The following is a 21,924-nucleotide window of genomic DNA, read 5'->3' as shown; positions in this document are numbered from 1 at the left end:
TCCCGTTGTGCCTCGTGCGCGGGGTTCATGTCGTTGTTGTAGCGGCGCTCAGCGTTCGGCGAGCTGTATCGGGTGCGATTGGCCCCGCCCTCTGGTCTAGCTCAGGACCAGGCCGCCGTCGGCCATGAGCGTCTGCCCGGTCAGCGCGGCGGCGTCATCGCGGACCAGCATCGCGACGACGGCGGCCGCGTCGTCCGAGGTGAGGGGCCTGGCCAGCGCCTGGTGCGCGGCCACGTCCTGGAACTCCTCGGCCGGCACGACGCTGGTGGCCGGCGTGCGGGTCAGTCCCGGGGCCACGGCCATCGCCGCCACCCCGTCGCCGCCGAGTCCCACTGCCAGGGCGCGTGCCATGCCGATCAGCGCACCCTTGGAGGCCACATAGGCGATCTGATGGCCGCCGGCCGGACGCCAGAACGTGTTGGAGACGACGAAGACCAAGCGGCCGAATCGACGCTGGCGCATCCCGGGCGTGAAGGCCTGGGTGAGCAGCAGGGCCGACTCGACGTTCACGGCTTGGACTTGACGCCAGAGCTCCAGGTCGAACTCCTCGATCGCCTCGAAGGCCACCATCGCCGCGGCGTGGACGAGGACGTCGACCCGGCCGTGCCGGCTGAGCACCTCCTGCGCCGCCTGGCGGACCTGGGCCTGGTCTGCGAGGTCGACAGCGACGTCACCATCGCGGTCGAGGGCCACCACGGTGTGATCTTCTGCCAGGCGCGCGGCGATCGCACCGCCGATGGCACCGGATCCGCCGGTCACCACAGCGACCCGTCGGCCTCCGTCCTTGTTGTCGGCGTTATCGGTGTTGTCGGTGTTGTCGGTGTTGTCGGCCATTGGCCGGCCCTCCTCAGCTGGTCACGCATGCACGGCTGCTGATGGACACGGAACTGCTGGGCGCGGGGCGGTCTGTGGCACCTGGGCACGGACCTTGCCACGCGCTAGCCGAAGGACACACCCTCCAGCGCCTGACCGAAGGCGAGCGGGTTCCAGTATTCGCGGTAGCCCGTGATCTGTCCGTCCCGAACAGTGACGAACGTCGCGTAGGCCATGTTGTACGTGTTGCCGGTGGGGATCACGTGGCCCTTGACGCTCCACTCCGCGATGACGGTGTCGGGCTTGTCGGTCGATATTCGAGGAGCCGCGGATCGACGTCCCATGCGCGGGGCCGAAACGGCGTCCTGATGGCAGATTCGCACCGACCCAGGTGAGCCGCCCTCACCCGAAGCCGGTGATTCGCCAACCGCCGGGCGCCGTGCCGCCTTGGGCTGCCGCGTGCCTGACGGAATGCCACAGCGGGGAAAATGGTTGAGCATTCAACTAGGGCGTGCCCACGCGCGGAACCACCCGCACGACCCGCACAACGCTGCACAAGATGGAGGAGTTGGCAATGTCTGCTCTCGTCTTCGGTTTGGACACCTTTGGAGACGTGCCGAGGGACGATTCCGGCGCCATGGTGTCGGACGCACGGGCCATTCGGCAGGTCGTCGAGGAGGCGGTACTCGCTGAGGAAGTCGGCGTGGACGTCGTCGCGCTCGGCGAGCACCACCGTCCCGAGTTCGCCGTCTCGAGCCCGGAGACGGTGCTGGCCGGCATCGCGGGCCGCACGTCGCGAATCCGGCTCTCCTCCGGCGTGACGGTCCTGAGCTCCGATGACCCCGTCCGGGTGTTCCAGCGGTTCTCGACCCTCGACGCCCTGTCCGACGGCCGCGCCGAGGTCATCCTCGGGCGCGGGTCGTTCACCGAGTCGTTCCCGCTGTTCGGCTACGACCTGCGCGACTACGACGTCCTGTTCGAGGAGAAGCTCGAGCTGTTCGCCAAGCTGCTCGAGGAGAAACCGGTCTCCTGGAGCGGAACGAAGCGGGCCGCGCTGGACAACGCCGACGTCTTCCCCAAAACGGAGTCCGGCCACCTGACGACCTGGGTCGGGGTCGGCGGCACCCCCCAGTCGGTCGTCCGCACCGCGCAGTACGGTTTCCCGCTCATGATCGCCATCATCGGCGGATCTCCGACCCGGTTCGCGCCCTACCTGGATCTCTACCAGAGGGCCGCCGACCAGTTCGGCACCACGGCGCATCCGGTGGGCATGCACTCGCCCGGCTTCATCGCCGACACCGACGACCAGGCCCGCGAGGCGCACTGGCCGCACTACAAGGTGATCCGCGACCGGATCGGCGCGTCGCGCGGGTGGCCGCCGATCCGCAAGGAGGAGTACGAGGCCGAGATCGAGCACGGGTCGTTGTACATCGGCTCCCCCGAGACAGTCGCCCGCAAGATGGCCGCAGCCATCAAGGCCCTCGGCGTCGGCCGGTTCGACCTCATCTACACCGGCGGCGCCCAGTCGATCAGCGACCGGCTGCGCTCCGTGGAGCTCTTCGGCGCGAAGGTCGTGCCGATGGTGCGCGACATCCTCGCAGACTGACATCCGAGCGGAGGGGAACAGCAATGCCATCGCAGACGAGCACAGGCGGCGCCTCCACGGTGCGGACAGTAGGCATCCTGGGCGCGGGAAAGGTCGGAACCGTCCTGGCCCGGCTGGCTGTAGCCGCCGGATACCGGGTCCTCATCGCCGGATCCGGGGATCCGGCCCGGATCGCCCTCACGGTCGAAGTGCTCACGCCCGGCGCCGTGGCGACCACCACCGCCGAGGTGGCGGCGGAAGCGGACATCATCGTCCTGGCCCTGCCGCTGGGGAAGGTCCACACCGTCCCGGCCGAAGCCCTGTGGGGCAGACTCGTCATCGACGCCATGAACCACTGGTGGGAGGTCGACGGCCCGCGCCCGGACCTGACCGACGATCGCACCTCCTCCAGCGAGGTCGTGCAGGAGTATCTGGCCGGCTCGCGCATCGTCAAGGCCTTCAATCACATGGGGTACCACGACCTGGAGGCCGGCGCTCTCCAGACGGGTGCTCCCGGCCGGAAGGCGATCGCGGTCGCCGGCGACGATCCGGCGGATCTGGCGACCGTGGCCGGTCTCGTCGAAGCGCTCGGCTTCGACGCGGTCGTCGCGGGCCCGCTGGCCGAGGGCAAGCGGTTGGAGCCGGGCACCGAGCCGTTCGGTGCGAACGTCGGCGCCGAGGAACTGAGGGCGATGCTTCTGCGCTATCCGGAGACCGAGCGCGGCCAAACCGTGCGTCGTGCCCGGGAATCGGCCGGCGTGGCCCTGTGACGCCGGTCCGGTCCGGTCCGGGCCGCGTCGCGGTCCGGACCGGCGGTGCTGGTGTCAGGGGTGGACCTGGGAGCCGACGCCGAGGTCGAGCCGGATGGATTCCAGCAGGACGAAGGCGTGGCTTCGGGTGTAGACGTCGGCGGCGGCCAGGACACCGGTGTACTTCTTGATGACCGGGTCGGCGGCGTACTGGGTCTGTGCGTCCTGTTTACGCCGCACCTGACCCCCTGACCCAGCACTACCTCGGCAGTGCGGTCACGTGGAGGTGAAGCGATGTCGACGCCGGACAGGTCCCACGCCATGGACCACATCGTGGTGGCTTTTCGAAAACCGCTCCCTGGACAATGCGCTCGGGCACCTGTATGGGCCGGCGGACGGCAAGAACTTCGACGGTGTCATCGGCAAAGACCTCAGCAACCCGATCCCCTCCTGGGCGGAACACGGCGCCAAGCGCGAGTCCGTCCCCTACAAGGTCGCCGAGGACCCGTGTTCGTCGGCGACATCGACCCGGGCGCCCGCCTCCTGGAGGACAGCTCGGGCCTCACCCGAGCCGTCGCCGCCGAGCTCGGCCCGTTCTTCTACCGGTACGCCAGCGTCGGCGACTTGTAGGACCGGGCGAACACCGATCCCCATCGAACACCGATCCCGGCCGCTCACGACCGCCGATCACGCTCGGTCATCCCGCCCCAGACGCCGTAGTGCTGCTGCGTGGTAAGGGCGAACGCGGCACACGGTTCCCGCACCGGACACCCCAGGCAGACCTGGCGAGCCCGCTCCTCTCTACGGCGGCGGGCATCGCCCCGCTCGTTGACAGGTGAGAAGAAGGCGGCTTCGTCCATGCCGCGGCAGGCAGCCCGGTATTGCCAGTCCCAGTGCTCGGCCCGGGGTGGCGGAAGATGATCGCGCATGCCGCCCTTGTCCTTTCGTCGACGAGCTACCAGTGCCGTTCAGTGCTTTGCGCTCTCGTCCATCGCCCTACAGGTCACCCACGGTGGCGCATACCCAGGTTCCGTCAGCCGGAGCGACCGCGCATCGGTGATCATCGCCTAGTTCCACCCCGCCGCGGATTAGGCGAAGCGGATCTTCAACGCGTGTGGAACTCGATCACCGCGTGCTGTCACAGACAAGGCTGTGCGGCTATACGCACGCCAACTTTCAGTTACGGACTGTCCGGCACATTCCTGCCGGCTGAAAGGGATGAATCATGGCTGGTGTGATGTATCAGGATGCTTCATGTGTATATCCGGGTGCGGAGTCACCCGCTGTGGATAAGCTGAATCTGGACATCCCGGACGGGGAGTTCCTCGTGCTGGTCGGCCCTTCGGGGTCCGGGAAGTCGACCGCGCTGCGCATGCTGGCCGGCCTGGAGGAAGTGTCCTCCGGCGGCATCTTCATCGGCGACCGGGACGTCACGCACCTGCCGCCGAAGGACCGCGACATCGCGATGGTGTTCCAGAACTACGCCCTGTACCCGCACATGACCGTCGCGGAGAACATGGGCTTCGCCCTGAAGATAGGCAAAGTCGACAAGGCCACGATCGCCAAGCGCGTCGAGGAAGCCGCGCGCGCCCTGGAGCTGACCGATTACCTCGGCCGCAAGCCCAAAGCGCTGTCCGGCGGCCAGCGCCAGCGCGTGGCGATGGGCCGCGCGATCGTGCGCGAGCCGAAGGTCTTCCTCATGGACGAGCCGCTGTCCAACCTGGACGCCAAGCTCCGCGTGCAGACCCGCACCCAGATCGCTTCCCTGCAGCGCCGCCTCGGGGTGACGACGGTCTACGTCACCCACGACCAGGTCGAGGCCATGACCATGGGCGACCGGGTCGCCGTCATCAAGGACGGCCTGCTCCAGCAGTGCGACACCCCGCGCGGCATGTATGAGAAGCCCGCGAACGTGTTCGTGGCCGGCTTCATCGGCTCCCCGGCGATGAACCTCGTCGAGGTCCCGATCGTCGACGGCGGCGTGAAGCTGGACGGCCTGGTGCTCCCGGTCGCCCGCGAGGCCCTGGACCAGGCGATCTCCGGCGGCGCGCAGACCCTGACGCTGGGAGTGCGCCCGGAATCCTTCGACCTGGTCGGCAACCCCGAAGGCGCGATCTCGATGGAGGTGAACCTGGTGGAGGAACTCGGCGCGGACGCCTTCGCGTACACCTCCGCCAAGGTCGGCGACCGCGACGCGGACCTGATCGTGCGGGTCGACGCCCGCGCCGTCCCGATGAAGGGCGACACGCTCTACGCCAAGCCACACGCCCACGAGACCCACCTGTTCTCCGCCACCAGCGGCGAGCGCCTGGAAGGCTGAGATTCAGTTCGAAATCGCCCGATTGGCGACGACCGAAGGCAATCACCATTGAAGGGTGATGACCACGACAGGAGCCTGTGCTGCACCCAGGCCCGTCACCCGGGGGCCACTTGGGGGCCACACGGGAATCGCGATCATGAACGACCCCGCTGAACGTCGCTCGCCACACCGGGCCGACCGAGGAGGCATAGCGTGCGTGACGAGCGGAAGCGACTACCGCATGGACCTGGGGGTCAAGGGGTCGCAGGTTCAAATCCTGTCAGCCCGACGGTAACGTCGCAGATCAGGGCCTCAATCCGAGGGATCGGATTGAGGCCCTTGATATGTTCTGGGGGCCACTTGGGGGCCACTTGGGGGCCACCATGGTGCCACCGCCACGGTGCACGGAAGCTACCCCCGCTCCCCGCGCCAACGCCGTGACCTGCGCTTTCTATACAGCGGCGCTGGCCTCATTGACCTGTGGTCAAGTGCGGCAATGGCCGTGCCAGGGCGCGTCGCTCCCTTTACATGTTCCCGGTACCACGCGTCCTCAAGAGCAGGCGAAGGCCGCTTAGGAGCGGGTCGCATCCCAACCCGCACGCCAGCAGCCTGTAGTACATCTTCAGTGCGCACGGCGTCGGCAACACCTTGAACATGCACTGGCTGATTCACTTCGCAGCCGAAAAGGGCAAGCAGACGGAACTGGTAGGCGTCCTGTTCCGCAACTGCTTCGTCGACGAGCGGTCGCTGTTCGACGACGACCACCTGATCGAGCTCGCCGTCGAGGTAGATGTCGGTGCCGCTGGCGATGGCGGCGTGCCTGCTGGCCGCGAACTCCATCGCCGAGCTGGCCCGGTATCTGCCCGCGGCGGCCCCGGTCGGCGCCTACGCCGGGCGGGGGTTGCACCCCGCCGCGGGCTTCGTCGTCGGCTGGATGTACGTGTTCGTCCAAGCGCTGGCGCCCACGCTGCTGCTGCTCCAGCTGGGCTTCACCGTGGCGCCGACCCTGCACGACGAGTGGCACTCCCACCCGGCCGACCTGTGGAACGACGACGTACCCAGTTCTCCAACGTTCGCCGCTCGACATCGGTCAACACCAGCGGCTCAAGCCTCGGATCACCCATATCCGCAGCACAGCGCGGAATCAGGGCCACGTCACGACCCCAGCCAAACCGCCACCACCAAGCCACGACGCCTGATACACACCACAACACAAGTGGTGACGGCCAAACCCCAACTCAAGTCACTAGCTAGGTCTGAGCGTTGGTGACCATGCTGGAGGTGTTCCAGAACTTGCGGTAGTCCCGCAGCTCGTCATTGGTCAGTTCCGGGTCGCCGCATCACCGTGCCCACTTGACGAGGACACACGGGCACCCCCGAGTCGGCACGTCCCGCGCAAGCGGTCCGGCATGGGGAGATCGCGAACCCAAGATAGGGACCGGCTCCCGATGCCCCGCCCGCAACCCTCGGGCAGGCTTGAAAGTGGAACGTTCCTCGAGCCGGGTGTTCAGGTGGGCTGCCCGCGGCGGCGCCGTGATTCCTCTTCTTGATGGAGGCGAAGAAGGACATGAGTCTCAACATTCTGCTCGTCGACGAGTGGCCGGTGTTCCGGGCGGGTCTGGCGGCGTTGTTCGAGGGGAGCGCCGAGTTTCGCGTTGTCGGGGAAGCTGATCGGGCGCGGGATGCGATCGTGGTGGCCGATCAGCTGGCGCCGGACCTGGTCATCCTGGGGCTGCACGGTGATGTGCGCGCGGCCGTCGACGTCATCCGGGCCCTGCGCCGGCGCCGGCCGCCGGTGCCGGTGCTGGCGCTGGCCGCGGCAGAGGACACGGACACTGTGGCGGCGGTGGTGCGGGCCGGGGTTCGCGGGTGTCTGACGATCGGCTCCTCCGGTGGCGATCTGGCGTGCGCCGTGCGCATGGTCGCGGCCGGCAGCCTGGTTTTCGCCGGGCCCGTGGCCGAGCAACTGAGCCCGCTGTTCGACGGCTTCGGGCAGGGCGAGGACTCCATCGCCTTGCGCCGGTTGTCCCGACGTGAGCAGGAGACGTTGCGCCTTGTCGCGCAGGGATACGACAACCGCCGGATCGCGAAGGAGCTGTTCCTCGCCGAGAAGACGGTCCGCAATCACGTCTCCACCATCATGGCCAAGCTCGGGGTCCCCTCGCGTGCGGCGGCGGTGGCGGCGGCCTGGGGCTCCAGCGCCGTGGATTGAGGCGACGCGATCTCGGCGGCGATATCGCGATCCCGCCCGGCGCGGTCCCGGGACACCACCGGGAATCAGGACCCTGTTTCCCGGGACGGCGGGCGTGACACCTTCGAGTCGTCAGGCACCATCCCGATCCGCCAAGGAGGCGATCCCCATGCAGGACATCCTGGAGCTGCAGTCGGTCCAGACCGAGACCGAGACCGACACCGACATCTCCGTGCTGATCGACACGGACGGCAGCTCCTACAGCTGGAACTGCTGACCAGTCGGGCTCCGCAGCAATGGCCGCCTGGCTCGTGCCCGCCGGGGCGCGGGCCAGGCACCATCCCGATCCGCCAAGGAGGCGATCCCCATGCAGGACGTCTTGGAGCTGCAGTCGGTCGAGACCGAGACCGAGCCTGAGCTCGACATGGACCCCAACGGGGTCCTGATCGTCACAACCGTCAGCAACCTCAGCTTTGACTGCAGCGTTGATGGCTGCAGCGTTGACTGCTGATCCCGTTCGATTCCGCACAACAGCCGCCTGGCTCGCGCCCGCCGGGGCACGGGCCAGGCGTTTGGCGATTCCCACTGGTTCTTCCCGGCGAACCTCCCGATACCTTCCGGCGCCTTCGGCGCACCTTTCCTTGACGAGGGACACCCCATGGCCGACACCAACGCCATCCGCAGCTACCTTCTGGCCGACGACCGCTTCTTTGAGACCCTCGGCCGCTTCGACTTCGCCGACGACCTCACCCGCCGAGTCCGCGAGCGGCTCGGCGCCACGGTCGAGACCGCCGTCGAGGGCATCTGGACGCGCGCCCGCCCGTACGGCGCGCCCGTGCTGCCGGAGCACGGCTGGAAGATCCACATGTCCGCGACGCCGGCCAACGCCCTGCAGGCCGCGGACCTGGTCTGCGGCGAGTACGAGGCCGCGCCGTTCGTCTTCAAGATCCTGCGCGACACCCGCCTGGTGGCGGCGAGCGGTGCGCGCTGGTGGCCCCGCGGCTCGGCCGGGAAGGTCGTCACGGTCTACTCCCGCTCGCCCGATGACTGCCGCGCGCTGCTCGACCGCTTCGCCGCGGCGTTCGCCGGCTTCTCAGGCCCCTACATCCTCTCCGACCGCCGTTTCGCCGACTCCGCACCGGTCTTCTACCGCTACGGCGAGTTCCTCAAGTCGCCCAGGGTTCGTCCCGACGGCCGCGTGGAAACCATGCTGACCGGCCCGTCCGGCGAGCGCTGGCCGGATCTGCGCTCGCCCGCCTACCGCAAGCCCCCGTGGGTCCCGGACCTCATCGCCACGGAGCAGCCGGCCGGCGTCGCGGGTGACAGCCCTCTGAGTCGCTACAAGGTCCTCAAGGCTCTGCACCACTCCACGTCCGGTGGCGTCTACCTGGCTGACGATCTGCTGGCGGGCGGCCGGGTGGTCCTCAAGGAGGCCCGGCCCGCCACCGCCTTCAGCCCCGGCGGTTCCGACGCGCAGGAACGGCTGCGCCGTGAGTACGAGGTCCTGCAGATGATGGCGTCCACGGGCCTGGGCCCACGCCCGGTCGAGTTGTTCCAGGCCTGGGAACATCTCTACCTCGCCGAGGAATGGATTTACGGCATGTCGCTGCGCACCTTCGTCGCCAGGAACAACCCCGTGGCGCAGGGGGACATGGGTCCCGAAGCCCTTGCGGAATACCGCACTTCGGCGCGGCGTGTGCTCGAGAACGTGCGCGCCGCCGTCGACACCTGCCGATCGGCGGGCCTGGTGTACGGCGATCTGTCCCCGACCAACATCCTGATCGATCCCGATTCCCTGCACGTCCGCCTCATCGATTTCGAGGCGAGCCGTCCCCTGACGGCCGACCACAAGGACTACCCGCGCACGCGCGGTTTTTGCCCGCCCGACAGCGACTTCGCCACGGCGCCCGGCGAGGCGTTCGACGACGCGGGCCTGGCCGGGGTTGAGATCGCCCTGGTGGTCCCGGCCAACGAGCTGGTCGGGCTGAACCCCGCGGCGCTGGTCCGCATCACCCGGCACGCGGCGGCGCTGATCGGGTGGCCCCTGGACCGCGAAGTCTTCGGCAAGCTCGGCGTGGACGCCGGTCCCGACACCGACCTGGACGTCGAGCCGGTCGGCTACGACGCGGCGGCCGTCGACGCCATCGTCGCCGACGGCGTCGAGTTCATCCTCGGCACCATGACCCCCGACCGCGCAGACCGGCTGTTCCCCGCCGACGCGGCGGTCTTCGCCACCAATGCCTTCGGCCTGGCACACGGCGCCGCAGGGGTGCTGCGCGCCCTGTACCGGCTGACCGGACAGGTCCCCGAAGCCGCTTGGTCGTGGCTGGACCGGAACCTGCCGGACGCCGACCGGCTCCCGCCGGGACTCCACTACGGCTGGGCCGGGGTGGGCTCCGCGATGATCGGCATCGGGGAGGAGGACCGCGGTATCGGGCTGCTCGACCGGGTCGTGGCCGGGCTCGACGCCGTCCCGGCTTACGACATCGCCACGGGCCTGGCCGGGATCGGCACGGCCCTGCTCGAATCCTGGCTCACCACCGGGACCGCCCGGCACCTGGAGGCGGCCGACCGGACCGGCCGCCTGCTGCTGGCCGCCGCCCGCGACGACGGTACCGGCCTGTATTGGCCGGACCCGGACAACGCGCCCGCCAGCGCCGGCTACGCCTCGGGCTCCTCGGGGGTCGCGGGCTTCCTGCTGTATCTGCACCTTGCGACCGGCCGCGAGGAGTTCCTGCGGATCGGCTGCCGAGCCCTGCAGTTCGACCTCGCCACCGCCCGGCCGCGCCGCGTCGGCATCGGATTCCCGGGCCGGATCGACTCACAGCTCATCGAACCGTACTGGGCGCGCGGTTCGGCGGGAGTCGGCTCGGCGGTGATCCGGTACGCCGCGACCACTGGCGAGGCGGACCTGTTCGACGTCCTGGACCGGCTGATGACGCCGACCCTGTCTCCGCTGTCGATCAATCCGGGCCTGTTCTACGGCATGGCGGGCTTGGCCAATTTCGCGCTCGACCACGACCACCTGCTCGGCGGCGACCGGTATCGGACCCAGGCCGAGACGCTGGCCGGCTCGATCCTCAACTTGGGGTGCCGGCAACCCGAAGGCCTGGCGTTCCCCGGCCACTCACTCCTGCGCTACACCGTCGACCTGGCCTCGGGCAGCGCCGGGATCCTCCAGCTGCTGCACCGGCTCGCCCATCCCGGGCCGGACTTCCACAGCGTCCTGGACGGGCTGCTCGTCCCGCGTGTCCGCGACGCCGGAAGGGACTGAAGACATGGCCGACCGCTCGGCTCTGATCATCGTCACCGGCACCAGCGCGACCCTGCAGGCGCCCGAATATCTGGCCGCACTGCGTTCCGTGCTCGGCGGCGGATTCACCTGCCTGATGACCGCGAATGCGGTCCGCTTTCTGCCTGCCGAAAGCCTCGGCTGGGTCGGCGGGCGCGTCCTCACCAGCGATGCGCCAGGGGTGAACCCGGTGGAGCTGGCGCTCACCGCGGCCGGCATTGTCGTGCTGCCCGCCTCGGCCCAGATCCTGGCCGCCGCCGCGCTCGGACTGGCCGACAGCCCCGCCGCGACCGCGCTGCTCGCCGCGCCGGCCGGGTGCCTGTTCTTCCCGCACATGAACAAGGCCATGTGGGAGAAGGACATCGTCGGCCGACATGTCAGAAGCCTGCGGGAGCAGGGGCATATCGTCGTCGACCCCGAGGAGCGCGAGGTGTTCGAGTTCTGGCGCGGCGCCCTCGGTCCGGGGCGCAGCATGCCACGTCCGCAGGAAGTCGCCCGGATCGTCTCCGGCTGGCTGACAGCGACTCAAGGCTCGACGACGCCGGAGAATGCGGCTTGGGAGGCGGTGCGATCCCATGTCTCGTAGGGCGAAGGCATCGCAGGCCGACGGCAGGCCGCGGATGCGCCTTCTCCTGCGGCACGCAAGCCGCGACTTCCGCCTCATGTGGGGCGGCCAGGCGCTGTCGCTGTTCGGTTCGCAGCTGACCGGACTGGCTCTGCCGCTGGCTGTCCTGCGTTTCCACGGCTCCGCGGTCGACGCGGGCCTGGTGATCGCAATCCGGTACCTGGTGACCACGGCGGCCCGGCTGCCCGCCGGAGCCGTCGCCGACCACCTGGACCGCCGACGGCTGATGGTCGCCGCCGACACGGTCCGCGCCCTGGCGATGCTGGGGATCAGCGGCCTGCTGCTCGGCGGTTCCCTGCCCATGCCTGTCCTGATTCCGCTGGCCGCCGCGGAGGGAGCAGGCACGGCGTTCTTCAGCCCGGCTCAGGCCGCGGCGCTGCGGCATCTGGTCGGCCCCGGGGACCTGACTGTGGCGCTCGGTCTGAACCAGGCCCGCGGATACACGGTCACCTTGGTGGGGCCGCTGTTCGGCGGGCTGCTTTTCGCGTTCGCGCCGTGGTTGCCCTTCGTCCTGGACGCGGCCACGTACGTCGTCTCATGCCTGTGCGTGGCGGCCATCCGAGGCGCGCTGGGCGGCGGCACGGCATCGCAAGATCCGGCGATGCGTGAAGCCATATCAGGGCTGCGCTATGTCCTGCGCAACCGTTTCCTGCTCACCCTCACCGCCTGGGCCGCGCTCCTCAACTTCGCGACCGCCGGGATCGGCTTCGGGCTGGTGCTTGTGGTCGGGCCCGGCCACGGCGTCGGGGTCGGCGCCGCGTACTCCGCCGTGGCCTGTGCCGGGATCGTCGGCGCGATGCTGGCGCCCGGCATGCTGCGCCTGCCCGCCAAGGCGATCATCATCGGAGCCAGTGTCCTGACACCGCTGCTGTGCGCCGCTGTCGCCGCCGACCCGGTGCCCGCCGTGGCCATCGCGGGATTGTCCGGCATCACCCTGCTCGCGCCGATGATCGCCGTCCCCTTCGACAGCCGTGTCTACGCGGTGGTGCCTGATGAGTGGACCGGCCGGGTCCAAGGGGCCCTGTTCCTGGTCGGTGGCTCCATCTATCCCTTCGGCGGCGTGGCCATGGGCGCACTGGCACAGCACGGCTCACCGCGGCTGGGCTACGCGGTTCTCACCGCGGTTCTCGCCGCCGTCCTGGCCCTGACCGTCACTCCAGCCTTCCTGCAGCAGCTGACCGAGTTCGATGCCGCGTACCGCCCCGCAGAACCGGAGCCTCCCCATGACGACCACGAACCCCGCAGCGTCCAGCCGGAATCTGCGGGCCCTCTCGGCGCTCACTGACCGCCTCGACGATTTCCGCACCGACCTGCCCGTCGAACCACGACTGGCGCGCCGGGACCCCGCGCGTCTGGGCCGGCTGTTCGGCCTACGCGCCGCCGAGGAGCTGATCGCCGACCACGGACTTCGCCACCCGCTGTTCACGATGTCGAAGGACGGCTCGCGCCTGCCCGGCAGCGCCTACACCTACGCGCAGCGCACCCCGGGCTCCGTCACGCGCGACATGCCCGACCCCTCGGCGGTCCAGGCGCGCTTCGCCGACCGGGCGACGCTCATCCTCGAGCACTTGCACCGCACCTGGCGGCCGGTCGCAGACTTCTGCCGCCGGCTCGGCTACGAGATCGGCCGTCCGGTCGGCGCGAACGCGTATCTGACCCCTGAGAACGCGCAGGGCTTCGGGATCCACTACGACACCCACGGCGCCTTCGTCATTCAGCTCGCCGGCCGCAAGACGTGGGAGCTCAACCGTCCGATCGCGCCCTTTCCGCTGGACGACCAGCGCTGGCGGGAGTCGATGCTGACGGCCGAGGACAGGAAGACCCTCAGGGACTCCGGGCCGTTCGCCCGCTACGAGCTGACCGTCGGCGACGTGTTGTGGCTGCCGCGCGGCTGGCTGCACGAGGTCTTCACCACCGACGCCGCGCCGTCGCTGCACCTGACGCTCTCGGTCCCGGAAGTGAGCCCGCACTGGCTGGCGGCGCGCGCCTTCGAAGGCCTGGCGCAGGAGGAGGACTTCCGCCGCGAACTCCCCTTGGCCGCGCTCGCCTCGGAGGAAGGAGCGCGCGAGGAATCGGCGCGGATGCTGAAGGAGCTCAGCGCGTGGGCGTCCCGCCAAGACGCCGCGGCGATCGCCGAACGGGCAGTCGCCGCGCTGCGCACGTTCTGGAATCCGCCACGCCCGAGCCCGGTGACCGCGGCGATCCTGTCCGACGCGGACCTGGACAGCGCAGCCGGCATCGTCACGATCCGCGAGGCGGTGCTCGCTGTGGACTACCGCGCGGATGGCGCACTGGTGCTGCACATCGGTGACCGCGAGGTCGCCGTCGAACCCTCAGCGGCCGAGTTCGTCGCCGCGCGGCTGGAGGCTGACGATCCCGCCACGATGCCGATCGGGACCTATCTGGACGGACTCGGCACGCGGGGGCACCAGGTGCTGCGGCAGTTGCTCGGTGCGGGGGTGGTCGAGGTGGTTTGGGATGACGACGCCGGCAGGGCAATGGCGTACTGATTGAAGAACCCCGATAAAGGTGCCTCGCAGCCTGCCCGATACCCTTGCGCACATGAGCGCGCCCACAGACCCGCCCTTGCCGAAAACCTCATTCGTGCAGGTCAGGCCGCTGGGCCCGTGGATCCGCCGGCAACCCCATTCCGGATTCTGGCGTGCCATACGCAGAACCAGGGATTTGATATTCCGGTGCGTCGCGGACGGCCGTTCTTCGACTGGGACTTCTTCGCCCAGCGGAGCCGCAGCAGATCACGGTGCCGGCGCAGGATTGTGTCCGGAGCGACGAACAGACACAGACCAGCGCGACGCGCCCTGGGCACCAGACCGACCAGCAGCGCGATGATCGCGCGATCCGCCCAATCAGGTCGCGGTCGCTTTTCTGCCGCGGCAAGTTGGCGCTGCGAGACTGGGAGTTGGTGGCGTAGCAGCAGTATCTCGTTGGTCTTGTCATCGTCGCCGCGCCGCCGTAGTCGAAGCGCGGGAACGATGCGGACGGCCAGGACGTGGGCGAAGTGAGGACACACAAGAACTCACGATCCCACCAGCAGCACTCGCCGCTGCCTGACGCCCTACTCGGCCAGGGCGGACGAGGTTCTCGGCAAGGACAGGCACTTCGTCGAGGGGAATAGCGGAACCCTCCGGACACGGTGAACCACGACAACCGTCTCACCGCAACGCCGGCACCGGGTCCAGTTCAAGCCGACACCGCCACTTCGCCCCAACACGACAGACCCCCGCCAACCCCGAATGGTCCCCCGGTCGAGCCTTCCTCACGGGTCCAGGTCAGACCTTCCGAGCCACCCCCGGGGCCAATAGGGATACCTCTCTATGCGTACCCTGATTCAAGTGGCCATCGGGAGGGGGCGGCAGGTGTTTCGGGGGGTTGCGGCGGGACGGTTGGTGGAGCGGGAGTCCCAGCTCGCCGAGATGGTCCGGTGCGTGAACGAGGGCGGCCGGCTGGTGTTGCTGTCCGGCGAGGCCGGGGTGGGCAAGTCGGCACTGCTGGAAGCGACACGCCGGGACCTGGGAGCCGTGCGGTGGTCATGGAGCGCCTGTGACGGGTTGTTCATCCCGCAACCGCTGACTCCTCTGTTCGACCTGGCCGAGCAGCTCGGCGGCGATCTACTGGAGCGCTGCGAGGCCGGGGCCGAGCGGGAGGAGCTCTTCCGCGCGCTGTTGCACGAGCTGGGTTCGACGGGCGTGCCAGACGTGGTGGTGGTCGAGGACGTGCACTGGGCCGACGAGGCCACCCTGGACCTCCTGCGATTCCTGGGACGTCGGCTGCGGGGCGCGCCGGTGACCGTGATCGCCAGTATCCGAGACGACGAGACCGCCGGCGACGCGCTGCGGGTCGCCCTGGGCGACCTGGCGGCCCAGCCCACGACCTGCCGCATCCGCCTGGAGCCGCTGTCGGCGGACGCCGTCCGGACCCTCACCGAAGGCAGCGGCTTCGCAGCCGATGACGTGTTCCGGCTGACCGCCGGCAATCCCTTCTACGTGACGGAACTCCTGCAGGCGGAAGGACCAGGCGTGCCGGCGTCGGCGCGCGACGTGGCCCTCGCCCGGGCCGTCCGGCTGGATCCGTCAGCTCGCGAAGCCCTCGAGACCGCCGCGCTGATCGGCGCGGGGGTCGAGCTGTCGCTGCTGACGGCGCTGAGCAGCGCAGCAGGGCTCGACGGCCTCCTGACGTCCGCGCTGCTGGTCGCGGACGGGATCCGGCTGCGCTTTCGGCACGAAATCGTCCGGCTCGCGGTCGCCGAGGCCGTCCCGCCACATCGCAGCTTCCTGATCCACCGGCGGGTCCTGGAGGCGCTGCACGCGCAGGGCTGCGATGACAACGCTCGCCTGGCGCACCACGCCGAGGGCGCGGGAGACGCGGACGCGGTCCTGCGGCATGCCCCGGCCGCCGCGCGCCGAGCCAGCCAGCTCGGCGCGCACCACGAGGCGGCCGCCCAGTTCGCCCGGACGCTGCGGTTCGCTGGTGCCGCCGCCCGGGACCGGCGCGCTGAGCTTTCCGAGGATTTCGCCGACGAGCTGGCCCTGCTCGATCGTTTCGCAGAGGCCGAGGACGCCGCACGGCAGGCGCTCGCGCTGCGGCGCGAGATCGGCGATCGGCTGGGTGAAGGTGCGGCCCTGGCCCGGTTGGCGCGGATCGCTGCGAGTCTGTGCCGGGGACGGGACGCCGCCGAACAGACGCGCGCCGCTCTCGCGGTGCTCGAACCGCTCGGGCCGACCGTGGAGCTCGCGCGGGCCTACGCGACGCTGGCGCATCAGTGTCTGCTCGGCACGGATTACGAATCGGCGATCCGCTGGGCCCGGCGGGCTCGGCAGCTGGCCGAGCGGTTCGACGCCACGGACGTGCTGAGCGGGGCGCTGAACACGGAAGCGGCCGGGGCCGCCGGTCTGGGGCGGGAGTGGACGGGGTTGATGCAGCGTGCGCTGGAGGTCGCGCTGGCCGGTCGGCATCAGGATCAAGCGGGTCGCGCCTATGCCAACCTGGCCGGGATCAGCGAAGGACGGCTCCGGTTCGCCGACGCCGAGCGCTGCCTGCACGAGGGGATCGCGTACTGCGACGAGCACGACATCACCGCCTATGCGACTTTTCTGCGCGGCGACCTAGCGCACGTGCTCGAGCGGACCGGGCGGTGGGACGAGGCGGTGGCGACGGCGCACCGGATCCTGAGCGAGGCCGGAACGTCGCCGGTCGGCCGGCAGTGCGCGCTGGTCAGGCTGGGCGTCATCCGGGCGCGGCGCGGCGAATCAGGGTTCTGGCCTGTCCTGGACGAGGCGGCGGCGACCGCCGACCACCAGGGCGAGCCGCCGTACCAGGTCGCGGCCCGCCTGGCGCGGGCCGAGGCGAACTGGCTGGCCGGGCACCCCTCGAAGGCGAGGCGCGAGGCGGAGTCCGCGGCCAGACCCGGGGCGGGCTGCACGGCTGCGGAGCGTGGCGCGGTCGCCGTCTGGCTGCGTCGCACCGGTTCACGACAGACTGTCCGCGGTGAACTGGCCGAGCCGTACCAGCGGATGATCGACGGCGACGCGACCGGGGCTGCGACGCTCTGGACCGAGCTGGGCTGTCCCTACGAGGCCGGTCTGGCTCTCCTCGACTCTGGCGAGGAGGAGCTGCTCCATCAGGCGTACCGGATCTTCACCGAGCTCGGTGCCGACGCCACCGCGCAGCTGACGCGGCGCGCGCTTCGGCGTCTGGGGGCCCGGTTCGTCCCGACCGGGCCGCGGCCCACCACGCGTGCGCATCCGCTGGGCCTGACGCGCCGGCAGCACGACGTGCTGGGGCTGCTCGCCGACGGTTGCACCAACGCCCAGATCGCGGAACGGCTGTTCATCTCCGCGAAGACCGTGGACCACCACGTCTCGGCCATCCTCGCCAAGTTGCAGGCTCCCGATCGGGCCACCGCCGGGCGGATCGCGCGGTTGGGGGTTCCAGGGTTCGGCGTGAGCAGCCGTCCGGTCCGGTGAACACGAGCGGTTCACCGAACCGGACGTCGACACCGTGTTTCGGGTCAGGTCTCGGGTCGGAGCGGATCCCCCGGTCCCTCGGCCGGAGGACCCGTCCCCGGTGGGTCTAGAGCCATCATCGCAGTTCACGTGCACCTTGGCCACTCCAGGATGCAGAACAAGCTGAAGATCACAACGACCACTTCACGGAACTCGGGCCGATCCAGGATTGCGGCAGCCTACCGGAGTATCAGTGGCGGGTCGGGCCTTGGTCGTGATGGACGAGGACGACGACCGCTGCTGCCAGGTATGCAGGCTGCGGCAAGGCAGATCCGCCGTGAGGCCGATGGCGAAACGCCTAACTTCGAGTTCTGCCTCGCTGCAGTACGGAGTTCGACTGCGAGGACGCGGCAGCAGTCGGTTTGGCACGGAAACGGGAGGCGTGACCGCTCAGACCGGAAGCCAGAAGCCGCAACGTGAAGCGCCTCCAGACCTGAGCCGGCCGCTGGCGACCACCCCTCACGGAAGCCGCGGCATTATCTCCTCCCACGCACTGACGTCGTCGCCGAGGCCCGCCTCCGCGAGGTGGGACTTCGCCCCCAACAAGGACTGGTCGGCGTCGGCCAGGAGCTCACGGCGACGCTGCGTGGCGGGACGGAACGAACCCGGGTCGTAGTCCCACGTCACAGTCCTGACCGTGCCGTCAGGGCCTGACTCGCTCTGCTCTGCCAGGCGCGGTCCGTCCCAGCAGAAGGTGACCCGGCTGAGCTCCGCGCCGTCTGCGGCGAGCTGGACCATTGAGCCATGGACTCCTACCGCGTGTACTACGAAGAGCGGACGGAGGATGGCTATATCCACACAGCGCATATGGAGCTCACCGCCGTGAACGGCAAGAAAGCTCTTCACGAGATCGTCAGCGAGTTGAGGAAGGCGGGCATTCACGTCACGCGCATCGCCACGATCGAGCTCCAGAGACGCCGACCCGGCAGCGGACCAGGGCCGCTAAGCACCGGTTGAAGTGGTGCCGCCGCTACTGTCCGCCGAAGTCACCAGCCGGTGGAAGGTCCGGGCCGACCAGAGATTCTGGTACCAGGACCTCAGTGTCGGTGCTTGTGTTTGGCCTCGTTCTGCGCGGCGATCTCGGCCTGCGCCTTGGCGATCCGCTCCTGCTCGTACCGTTTCAGCGTCGCTTCGGCTTCGGCGATCTTCTGGGCGTGCACGGCTTCGAGAGCGGGCATGTCGATGACCGCCTTGGAATGGTCGGCGGGGTCGTACCGGACCGGCACCTTGTCACCGACACGAAGGACGCCGACTCTCGCCCGCTTGGTCCACCGGTGGACGATCTCGGTCTCGGTGCCGTCCTCGTACCTGACGTGAACGTGTATCGAGTAGTCGAGCTCGCCGCCGAACTGGTCGTGGGCGATCTCCTTGTGGCTCGTGACCACCCCTTGGGCCGTGGCGCCGTGCTTGAGAAGGCGATGCTGATCGAACATCCCGGTTTGCCCCGACTCTCTGTCACCGCCGCCGCATCACCATCCGGATGGATGTTCGCTCAGTATCCGACACGCGGACTCATCGCGCGAGAGTCCTCGGGTTATCCCTGTCAACGCCTTGAGCTGTTTGGAGCCGGACCGTTTTGTTGCCCGCAGGTCGACACTGCGAAATCGTCGGCGCGCTGCTCGGTGGCTGGCTTGCTGCCACCGTGTTCCACGTCAACGGCACCCAGGGCTCCTTCAACCTCTCGACGTGGCTCGGCGCGATCGGTGGTGCCGTCGTCCTGCTGGTGCCCTCGCGCCTTGTCACCGACCGGTACGCCGTGCGCCACTGACCGGTTTGCCCGGCGTGGGCATCGAACGACGCGCGAACCGATGCCGGACGGACCATGGTTGCTCGTAGCGCGGTGCGGGATCGGCACAGCGCCGATGACCGCCGGCGTCTTCAGCTCAACGGCACCACGGCGACCGGGCACGCGGAGTAATGCAGCACCGTGTGCGTGACCGGGCCGATCTGCATCCCGTGGCCTTCGCCGTGCCGCCGGGCACCGGTGACGAGCACGTCGGCCCGGTGCGAGGCCTCGATCAGGAGCCGGCCGGCCGAGCCGGTGGCGACCTGGTGGAACGGCTGGACCTCGGGGTGCCGGCGCTGGGCGGAGTGGATGAGCGCGGACAGCCGGTCCTCGCGTTCGCGCTCGATGGCCGCGATGTCGTCGGCGATGCCCGGGTCCTGCTGGCCGTAGGCCAGGATCCAGGGCTCGTCCCAGACGTGGATCACAGTGAGCCGGGCCTGGCGGCGGGAAGCCTCCAGGAACGCGAACTCCAGGACGGCTTCGCAGGGTTCGTCGATGTCCACCGCCGCCACGACCCGGGAGTGGTCGGCGTCGGTCTCGCCGCGGACCACCAGCACCGGGCAGCAGGCGTCGGCCACGGTACGCATCGCGGTCGAGCCCACTTGCAGATCGCTGAAACCGCCCTTGCCACGACTGCCGACGACCAGCAGTTCGGCACCGTGGGCGGCCTGCGCCAGGAGCTTGCCGGCCGAACCCACCAGGGCGTAGGGCCTCACCCGGAGCCCCGGACGACGCTTGGCGACGCTGTCGGCCCCGTGCTGCGCGACTGCCTCGGCGGTCTTGCGCGCGGCGTCCTGCGAGTCCGCCGGCGGCACGGACGAACCGGGAACCACCGGCCGCTGGAACGCGGTGACGACGTTCAGGTCCGCGCCGCGCATCGCCGCCTCACGGGCCGCCTCGGCCAGCGCGACGTCGCTGTGCGGGGTCTGGTCGTAGCCGACGACGACGGTGCTGTTCATCATTCCTCCACCAGGGCTGAAGCCTGCGCGGCACTCGCGCTGCTCCCACCGTCGCGGCTGCGGCGACGGCGTCCCAGGGTCCGAAGTCCCGGTCAGGTCAGGCCGATCGACCGATTCGCGATCCCACTGAGCGGTACGAGTCTTGGAAGCGAAGAACCCTCGCAAAATGATCCGGCCATGAGCACAACCATCGATCGCGGAGCACCGCCCCTGCGCGACCACCCGGAACACAACCACGACGCCTACCGAGACGTCCTGCTCGCGGTGCAACGCGCCCTGGCTCCGTACTCGTCCCTCGCGCCCTTTACCAACATCGTCTTCCTTCGGCGCGGCGCGCCCTAGAAGCACGATCCCCGATCCCCCCGATCGCCGAAGACAGGACCTTCGGCCCGCCCTGCCCGGTCACGGAAGCCCTAACCTCTTCAGAAGGACACCGAAGCGGGCCTGCGGGAGGCGGATTCATGAACGGCGGCAAGATCGGGGTGTTCCTGCTGGACGACCACCAGGTCGTGCGGCGGGGGCTGAAGGACATGCTGGAGGACGAGCCAGACTTCGAAGTCGTCGGCGAGGGCGCCACCGCCGCCGAGGCTCTGGCCCGGGTCCCAGCACTGCGGCCCCGGGTCGCGGTCCTGGACGTACGGCTCCCCGACGGCGACGGCGTCACCGTCTGCCGCGAACTGCGCTCGAAGCTGCCGGAGCTGTCGTGCCTGATGCTGACGTCCTTCGCCGATGAGGAGGCGCTGTTCGACGCCATCATGGCCGGCGCCTCCGGCTACCTGCTCAAGCAGACGCTCGGGCCGGACCTGGTGTCGGCGGTGCGGACGGTGGCCGGCGGCGAGTCGCTGCTGGACCCCAGGCTCGCGGCCAAGGTGATGGCCAAACTGCGGGCCGCCGACGAGAAGAAGGACCCGCTGGCCCAGTTGACCGCGCAGGAGCACAAGGTGCTGGACCTGATCGGCGAGGGCCTGACCAACCGGCAGATCGCCGAGCGGATGTTCCTGGCCGAGAAGACCGTGAAGAACTACGTGTCCGCGCTGTTGGCCAAACTCGGTCTGACCCGGCGGGTCCAGGCCGCGGTGATGGTGTCCGAGATCAAGTCCGGACAGACTCGCCGCCCTTGAGAACGTGGTGCGAGCACCACGCTCGGCATCAGTCGTCCAGCGGCACGCGCCACACCAGAACGGTGCCGCCGTTCTCACCGGGTCCGACCTTGAACTCCCCGCCCAAGGCCGCGGCCCGCTCCGCGAGGTTGGCCAGGCCGCTGCGCCGTCCGCCGTCCGGCATCCCGACGCCGTCGTCGGCGACACGCAGCACCAGATAGCCGTCGGTGGTCGCCACGTCCACATCGGCCCGCGCCGCCTTCGCGTGCCGCGCCACGTTGGACAACGCTTCGCGGGTGACCGCCAGGGCGTGGTCGACGGCGTCGTCCGAGACCTCGAAGTCGACCGGCCCGGTGAACCGCACCGCCGGGCTGAAGCCCAGCGCTTCCACCGAGTCCTGACACACCTGCAACACCTGGGCCCGCAGCCCGGGGGCCTCGTCGCTGGTCGCGTGCTCGGAAAGCGCGAAGATGGTCGAGCGGATCACCTTGATGGTGTCGTC

Annotated in this window: 24 protein-coding genes; 16 read left to right on the top strand and 8 right to left on the bottom strand. The window is 69.5% G+C overall.

Going from position 1 to position 21,924, the window contains the following annotated elements:
• Positions 1 to 96: 96 nt before the first annotated feature.
• The gene (locus tag ABIA35_RS16980; protein ID WP_370358485.1) at positions 97 to 834 is read right to left on the bottom strand and encodes an SDR family NAD(P)-dependent oxidoreductase; all 738 of its coding nucleotides are present in this window, start codon (positions 832 to 834) and stop codon (positions 97 to 99) included.
• A gap of 104 nt (positions 835 to 938) precedes the next feature.
• Positions 939 to 1,157, bottom strand: coding sequence for a nuclear transport factor 2 family protein (locus ABIA35_RS16975; RefSeq protein WP_370358484.1), 219 nt, complete (start codon positions 1,155 to 1,157; stop codon positions 939 to 941).
• Between the two features lie 230 nt (positions 1,158 to 1,387).
• Between ABIA35_RS16975 and ABIA35_RS16970 the strand changes: the two genes are divergently transcribed.
• Together ABIA35_RS16970 and ABIA35_RS16965 are read left to right on the top strand one after the other, a co-directional pair.
• A complete protein-coding gene (locus ABIA35_RS16970) occupies positions 1,388 to 2,419 on the top strand; it encodes an LLM class flavin-dependent oxidoreductase (RefSeq protein WP_370345353.1) in 1,032 nt (343 codons plus the stop codon).
• A gap of 23 nt (positions 2,420 to 2,442) precedes the next feature.
• Positions 2,443 to 3,168, top strand: coding sequence for an NADPH-dependent F420 reductase (locus tag ABIA35_RS16965; RefSeq protein ID WP_370345351.1), 726 nt, complete (start codon positions 2,443 to 2,445; stop codon positions 3,166 to 3,168).
• Positions 3,169 to 3,222: 54 nt separating this feature from the next.
• Here ABIA35_RS16965 and ABIA35_RS16960 read toward each other — a convergent pair whose 3' ends face one another.
• A complete protein-coding gene (locus tag ABIA35_RS16960; protein WP_370358483.1) occupies positions 3,223 to 3,387 on the bottom strand; it encodes a hypothetical protein in 165 nt (54 codons plus the stop codon).
• Positions 3,388 to 3,654: 267 nt separating this feature from the next.
• On the opposite strand from ABIA35_RS16960, the gene ABIA35_RS16955 reads away from it, so the two are divergent.
• On the top strand, positions 3,655 to 3,777 hold the full coding sequence (locus tag ABIA35_RS16955; RefSeq protein ID WP_370358482.1) for a hypothetical protein: 123 nt from the start codon (positions 3,655 to 3,657) through the stop codon (positions 3,775 to 3,777).
• 44 nt (positions 3,778 to 3,821) lie between these two features.
• On the opposite strand, the gene ABIA35_RS16950 is transcribed toward ABIA35_RS16955, so the two are convergent.
• Positions 3,822 to 4,076, bottom strand: a complete 255-nt coding sequence (locus ABIA35_RS16950; RefSeq protein WP_370345345.1) for a WhiB family transcriptional regulator — start codon at positions 4,074 to 4,076, stop codon at positions 3,822 to 3,824.
• Between the two features lie 296 nt (positions 4,077 to 4,372).
• On the opposite strand from ABIA35_RS16950, the gene ABIA35_RS16945 reads away from it, so the two are divergent.
• The 9 genes from ABIA35_RS16945 (at position 4,373) to ABIA35_RS16905 (ending at position 17,538) form a co-directional block, all read left to right on the top strand.
• A complete protein-coding gene (locus ABIA35_RS16945; protein WP_370358481.1) occupies positions 4,373 to 5,467 on the top strand; it encodes an ABC transporter ATP-binding protein in 1,095 nt (364 codons plus the stop codon).
• A gap of 769 nt (positions 5,468 to 6,236) precedes the next feature.
• Positions 6,237 to 6,716 (top strand): hypothetical protein, encoded by a 480-nt coding sequence (locus ABIA35_RS16940; protein ID WP_370358480.1) that lies wholly within the window; start codon positions 6,237 to 6,239, stop codon positions 6,714 to 6,716.
• 297 nt (positions 6,717 to 7,013) lie between these two features.
• Entirely contained in the window at positions 7,014 to 7,658 is a 645-nt protein-coding gene (locus ABIA35_RS16935; protein ID WP_370358479.1) for a LuxR C-terminal-related transcriptional regulator, read from the top strand.
• A 346-nt stretch (positions 7,659 to 8,004) separates the two neighbouring features.
• Positions 8,005 to 8,148 carry a hypothetical protein gene (locus ABIA35_RS16930; protein WP_370358478.1) on the top strand — a complete coding sequence of 48 codons (144 nt, stop codon included), beginning with the start codon at positions 8,005 to 8,007 and terminating at the stop codon, positions 8,146 to 8,148.
• Positions 8,149 to 8,295: 147 nt separating this feature from the next.
• A complete protein-coding gene (gene lanKC / locus ABIA35_RS16925) occupies positions 8,296 to 10,911 on the top strand; it encodes a class III lanthionine synthetase LanKC (RefSeq protein ID WP_370358477.1) in 2,616 nt (871 codons plus the stop codon).
• A 4-nt stretch (positions 10,912 to 10,915) separates the two neighbouring features.
• The gene (locus ABIA35_RS16920) at positions 10,916 to 11,515 is read left to right on the top strand and encodes a flavoprotein (RefSeq protein ID WP_370345335.1); all 600 of its coding nucleotides are present in this window, start codon (positions 10,916 to 10,918) and stop codon (positions 11,513 to 11,515) included.
• Positions 11,505 to 12,839, top strand: a complete 1,335-nt coding sequence (locus ABIA35_RS16915) for an MFS transporter (protein WP_370358476.1) — start codon at positions 11,505 to 11,507, stop codon at positions 12,837 to 12,839. Before ABIA35_RS16920 ends, ABIA35_RS16915 begins: the two co-directional genes overlap by 11 nt.
• Entirely contained in the window at positions 12,778 to 14,064 is a 1,287-nt protein-coding gene (locus tag ABIA35_RS16910; protein WP_370358475.1) for a JmjC domain-containing protein, read from the top strand. Before ABIA35_RS16915 ends, ABIA35_RS16910 begins: the two co-directional genes overlap by 62 nt.
• Before the next feature lie 897 nt (positions 14,065 to 14,961).
• Complete coding sequence (locus ABIA35_RS16905; RefSeq protein WP_370358474.1) at positions 14,962 to 17,538, top strand: AAA family ATPase; 2,577 nt, start codon at positions 14,962 to 14,964, stop codon at positions 17,536 to 17,538.
• A gap of 498 nt (positions 17,539 to 18,036) precedes the next feature.
• Here the strand turns inward: ABIA35_RS16905 and ABIA35_RS16900 are convergent, their stop codons facing one another.
• Positions 18,037 to 18,315 carry a hypothetical protein gene (locus ABIA35_RS16900; protein ID WP_370345331.1) on the bottom strand — a complete coding sequence of 93 codons (279 nt, stop codon included), beginning with the start codon at positions 18,313 to 18,315 and terminating at the stop codon, positions 18,037 to 18,039.
• Positions 18,316 to 18,321: 6 nt separating this feature from the next.
• On the opposite strand from ABIA35_RS16900, the gene ABIA35_RS16895 reads away from it, so the two are divergent.
• Positions 18,322 to 18,534, top strand: a complete 213-nt coding sequence (locus tag ABIA35_RS16895) for a hypothetical protein (RefSeq protein WP_370358473.1) — start codon at positions 18,322 to 18,324, stop codon at positions 18,532 to 18,534.
• An 80-nt stretch (positions 18,535 to 18,614) separates the two neighbouring features.
• Here the strand turns inward: ABIA35_RS16895 and ABIA35_RS16890 are convergent, their stop codons facing one another.
• The gene (locus tag ABIA35_RS16890) at positions 18,615 to 19,010 is read right to left on the bottom strand and encodes a DUF3592 domain-containing protein (RefSeq protein WP_370345329.1); all 396 of its coding nucleotides are present in this window, start codon (positions 19,008 to 19,010) and stop codon (positions 18,615 to 18,617) included.
• Positions 19,011 to 19,156: 146 nt separating this feature from the next.
• Here ABIA35_RS16890 and ABIA35_RS16885 point away from each other — a divergent pair, with 146 nt between their 5' ends.
• Positions 19,157 to 19,345, top strand: coding sequence for a GlsB/YeaQ/YmgE family stress response membrane protein (locus ABIA35_RS16885; protein ID WP_370358472.1), 189 nt, complete (start codon positions 19,157 to 19,159; stop codon positions 19,343 to 19,345).
• 110 nt (positions 19,346 to 19,455) lie between these two features.
• Here the strand turns inward: ABIA35_RS16885 and ABIA35_RS16880 are convergent, their stop codons facing one another.
• Positions 19,456 to 20,322 carry a universal stress protein gene (locus ABIA35_RS16880; protein ID WP_370345327.1) on the bottom strand — a complete coding sequence of 289 codons (867 nt, stop codon included), beginning with the start codon at positions 20,320 to 20,322 and terminating at the stop codon, positions 19,456 to 19,458.
• A gap of 177 nt (positions 20,323 to 20,499) precedes the next feature.
• On the opposite strand from ABIA35_RS16880, the gene ABIA35_RS16875 reads away from it, so the two are divergent.
• Together ABIA35_RS16875 and ABIA35_RS16870 are read left to right on the top strand one after the other, a co-directional pair.
• Positions 20,500 to 20,664: a hypothetical protein gene (locus ABIA35_RS16875; protein WP_370345326.1), complete on the top strand. Its 165-nt coding sequence runs from the start codon at positions 20,500 to 20,502 to the stop codon at positions 20,662 to 20,664.
• A gap of 119 nt (positions 20,665 to 20,783) precedes the next feature.
• The gene (locus ABIA35_RS16870; protein WP_370345325.1) at positions 20,784 to 21,443 is read left to right on the top strand and encodes a response regulator; all 660 of its coding nucleotides are present in this window, start codon (positions 20,784 to 20,786) and stop codon (positions 21,441 to 21,443) included.
• A gap of 28 nt (positions 21,444 to 21,471) precedes the next feature.
• On the opposite strand, the gene ABIA35_RS16865 is transcribed toward ABIA35_RS16870, so the two are convergent.
• A partial coding sequence (locus ABIA35_RS16865; protein WP_370358471.1) for a sensor histidine kinase occupies positions 21,472 to 21,924 on the bottom strand: 453 nt, incomplete at its 5' end.

Source organism: Catenulispora sp. MAP12-49 (assembly GCF_041262705.1).
Taxonomy (GTDB): Bacteria; Actinomycetota; Actinomycetes; order Streptomycetales; family Catenulisporaceae; genus Catenulispora.
This window is presented reverse-complemented; position numbering and strand designations above follow the sequence as displayed.

Coding starts and splice junctions, on each gene's coding strand:
- ABIA35_RS16980 (WP_370358485.1), bottom strand. CDS start 834: ATGGCCGACAACACCGACAACACCGACAACACCGATAACGCCGACAAC.
- ABIA35_RS16975 (WP_370358484.1), bottom strand. CDS start 1,157: ATGGGACGTCGATCCGCGGCTCCTCGAATATCGACCGACAAGCCCGAC.
- ABIA35_RS16970 (WP_370345353.1), top strand. CDS start 1,388: ATGTCTGCTCTCGTCTTCGGTTTGGACACCTTTGGAGACGTGCCGAGG.
- ABIA35_RS16965 (WP_370345351.1), top strand. CDS start 2,443: ATGCCATCGCAGACGAGCACAGGCGGCGCCTCCACGGTGCGGACAGTA.
- ABIA35_RS16950 (WP_370345345.1), bottom strand. CDS start 4,076: ATGCGCGATCATCTTCCGCCACCCCGGGCCGAGCACTGGGACTGGCAA.
- ABIA35_RS16945 (WP_370358481.1), top strand. CDS start 4,373: ATGGCTGGTGTGATGTATCAGGATGCTTCATGTGTATATCCGGGTGCG.
- ABIA35_RS16940 (WP_370358480.1), top strand. CDS start 6,237: ATGTCGGTGCCGCTGGCGATGGCGGCGTGCCTGCTGGCCGCGAACTCC.
- ABIA35_RS16935 (WP_370358479.1), top strand. CDS start 7,014: ATGAGTCTCAACATTCTGCTCGTCGACGAGTGGCCGGTGTTCCGGGCG.
- ABIA35_RS16930 (WP_370358478.1), top strand. CDS start 8,005: ATGCAGGACGTCTTGGAGCTGCAGTCGGTCGAGACCGAGACCGAGCCT.
- lanKC (WP_370358477.1), top strand. CDS start 8,296: ATGGCCGACACCAACGCCATCCGCAGCTACCTTCTGGCCGACGACCGC.
- ABIA35_RS16920 (WP_370345335.1), top strand. CDS start 10,916: ATGGCCGACCGCTCGGCTCTGATCATCGTCACCGGCACCAGCGCGACC.
- ABIA35_RS16915 (WP_370358476.1), top strand. CDS start 11,505: ATGTCTCGTAGGGCGAAGGCATCGCAGGCCGACGGCAGGCCGCGGATG.
- ABIA35_RS16910 (WP_370358475.1), top strand. CDS start 12,778: ATGACGACCACGAACCCCGCAGCGTCCAGCCGGAATCTGCGGGCCCTC.
- ABIA35_RS16900 (WP_370345331.1), bottom strand. CDS start 18,315: ATGGTCCAGCTCGCCGCAGACGGCGCGGAGCTCAGCCGGGTCACCTTC.
- ABIA35_RS16895 (WP_370358473.1), top strand. CDS start 18,322: ATGGACTCCTACCGCGTGTACTACGAAGAGCGGACGGAGGATGGCTAT.
- ABIA35_RS16890 (WP_370345329.1), bottom strand. CDS start 19,010: ATGTTCGATCAGCATCGCCTTCTCAAGCACGGCGCCACGGCCCAAGGG.
- ABIA35_RS16880 (WP_370345327.1), bottom strand. CDS start 20,322: ATGAACAGCACCGTCGTCGTCGGCTACGACCAGACCCCGCACAGCGAC.
- ABIA35_RS16875 (WP_370345326.1), top strand. CDS start 20,500: ATGAGCACAACCATCGATCGCGGAGCACCGCCCCTGCGCGACCACCCG.
- ABIA35_RS16870 (WP_370345325.1), top strand. CDS start 20,784: ATGAACGGCGGCAAGATCGGGGTGTTCCTGCTGGACGACCACCAGGTC.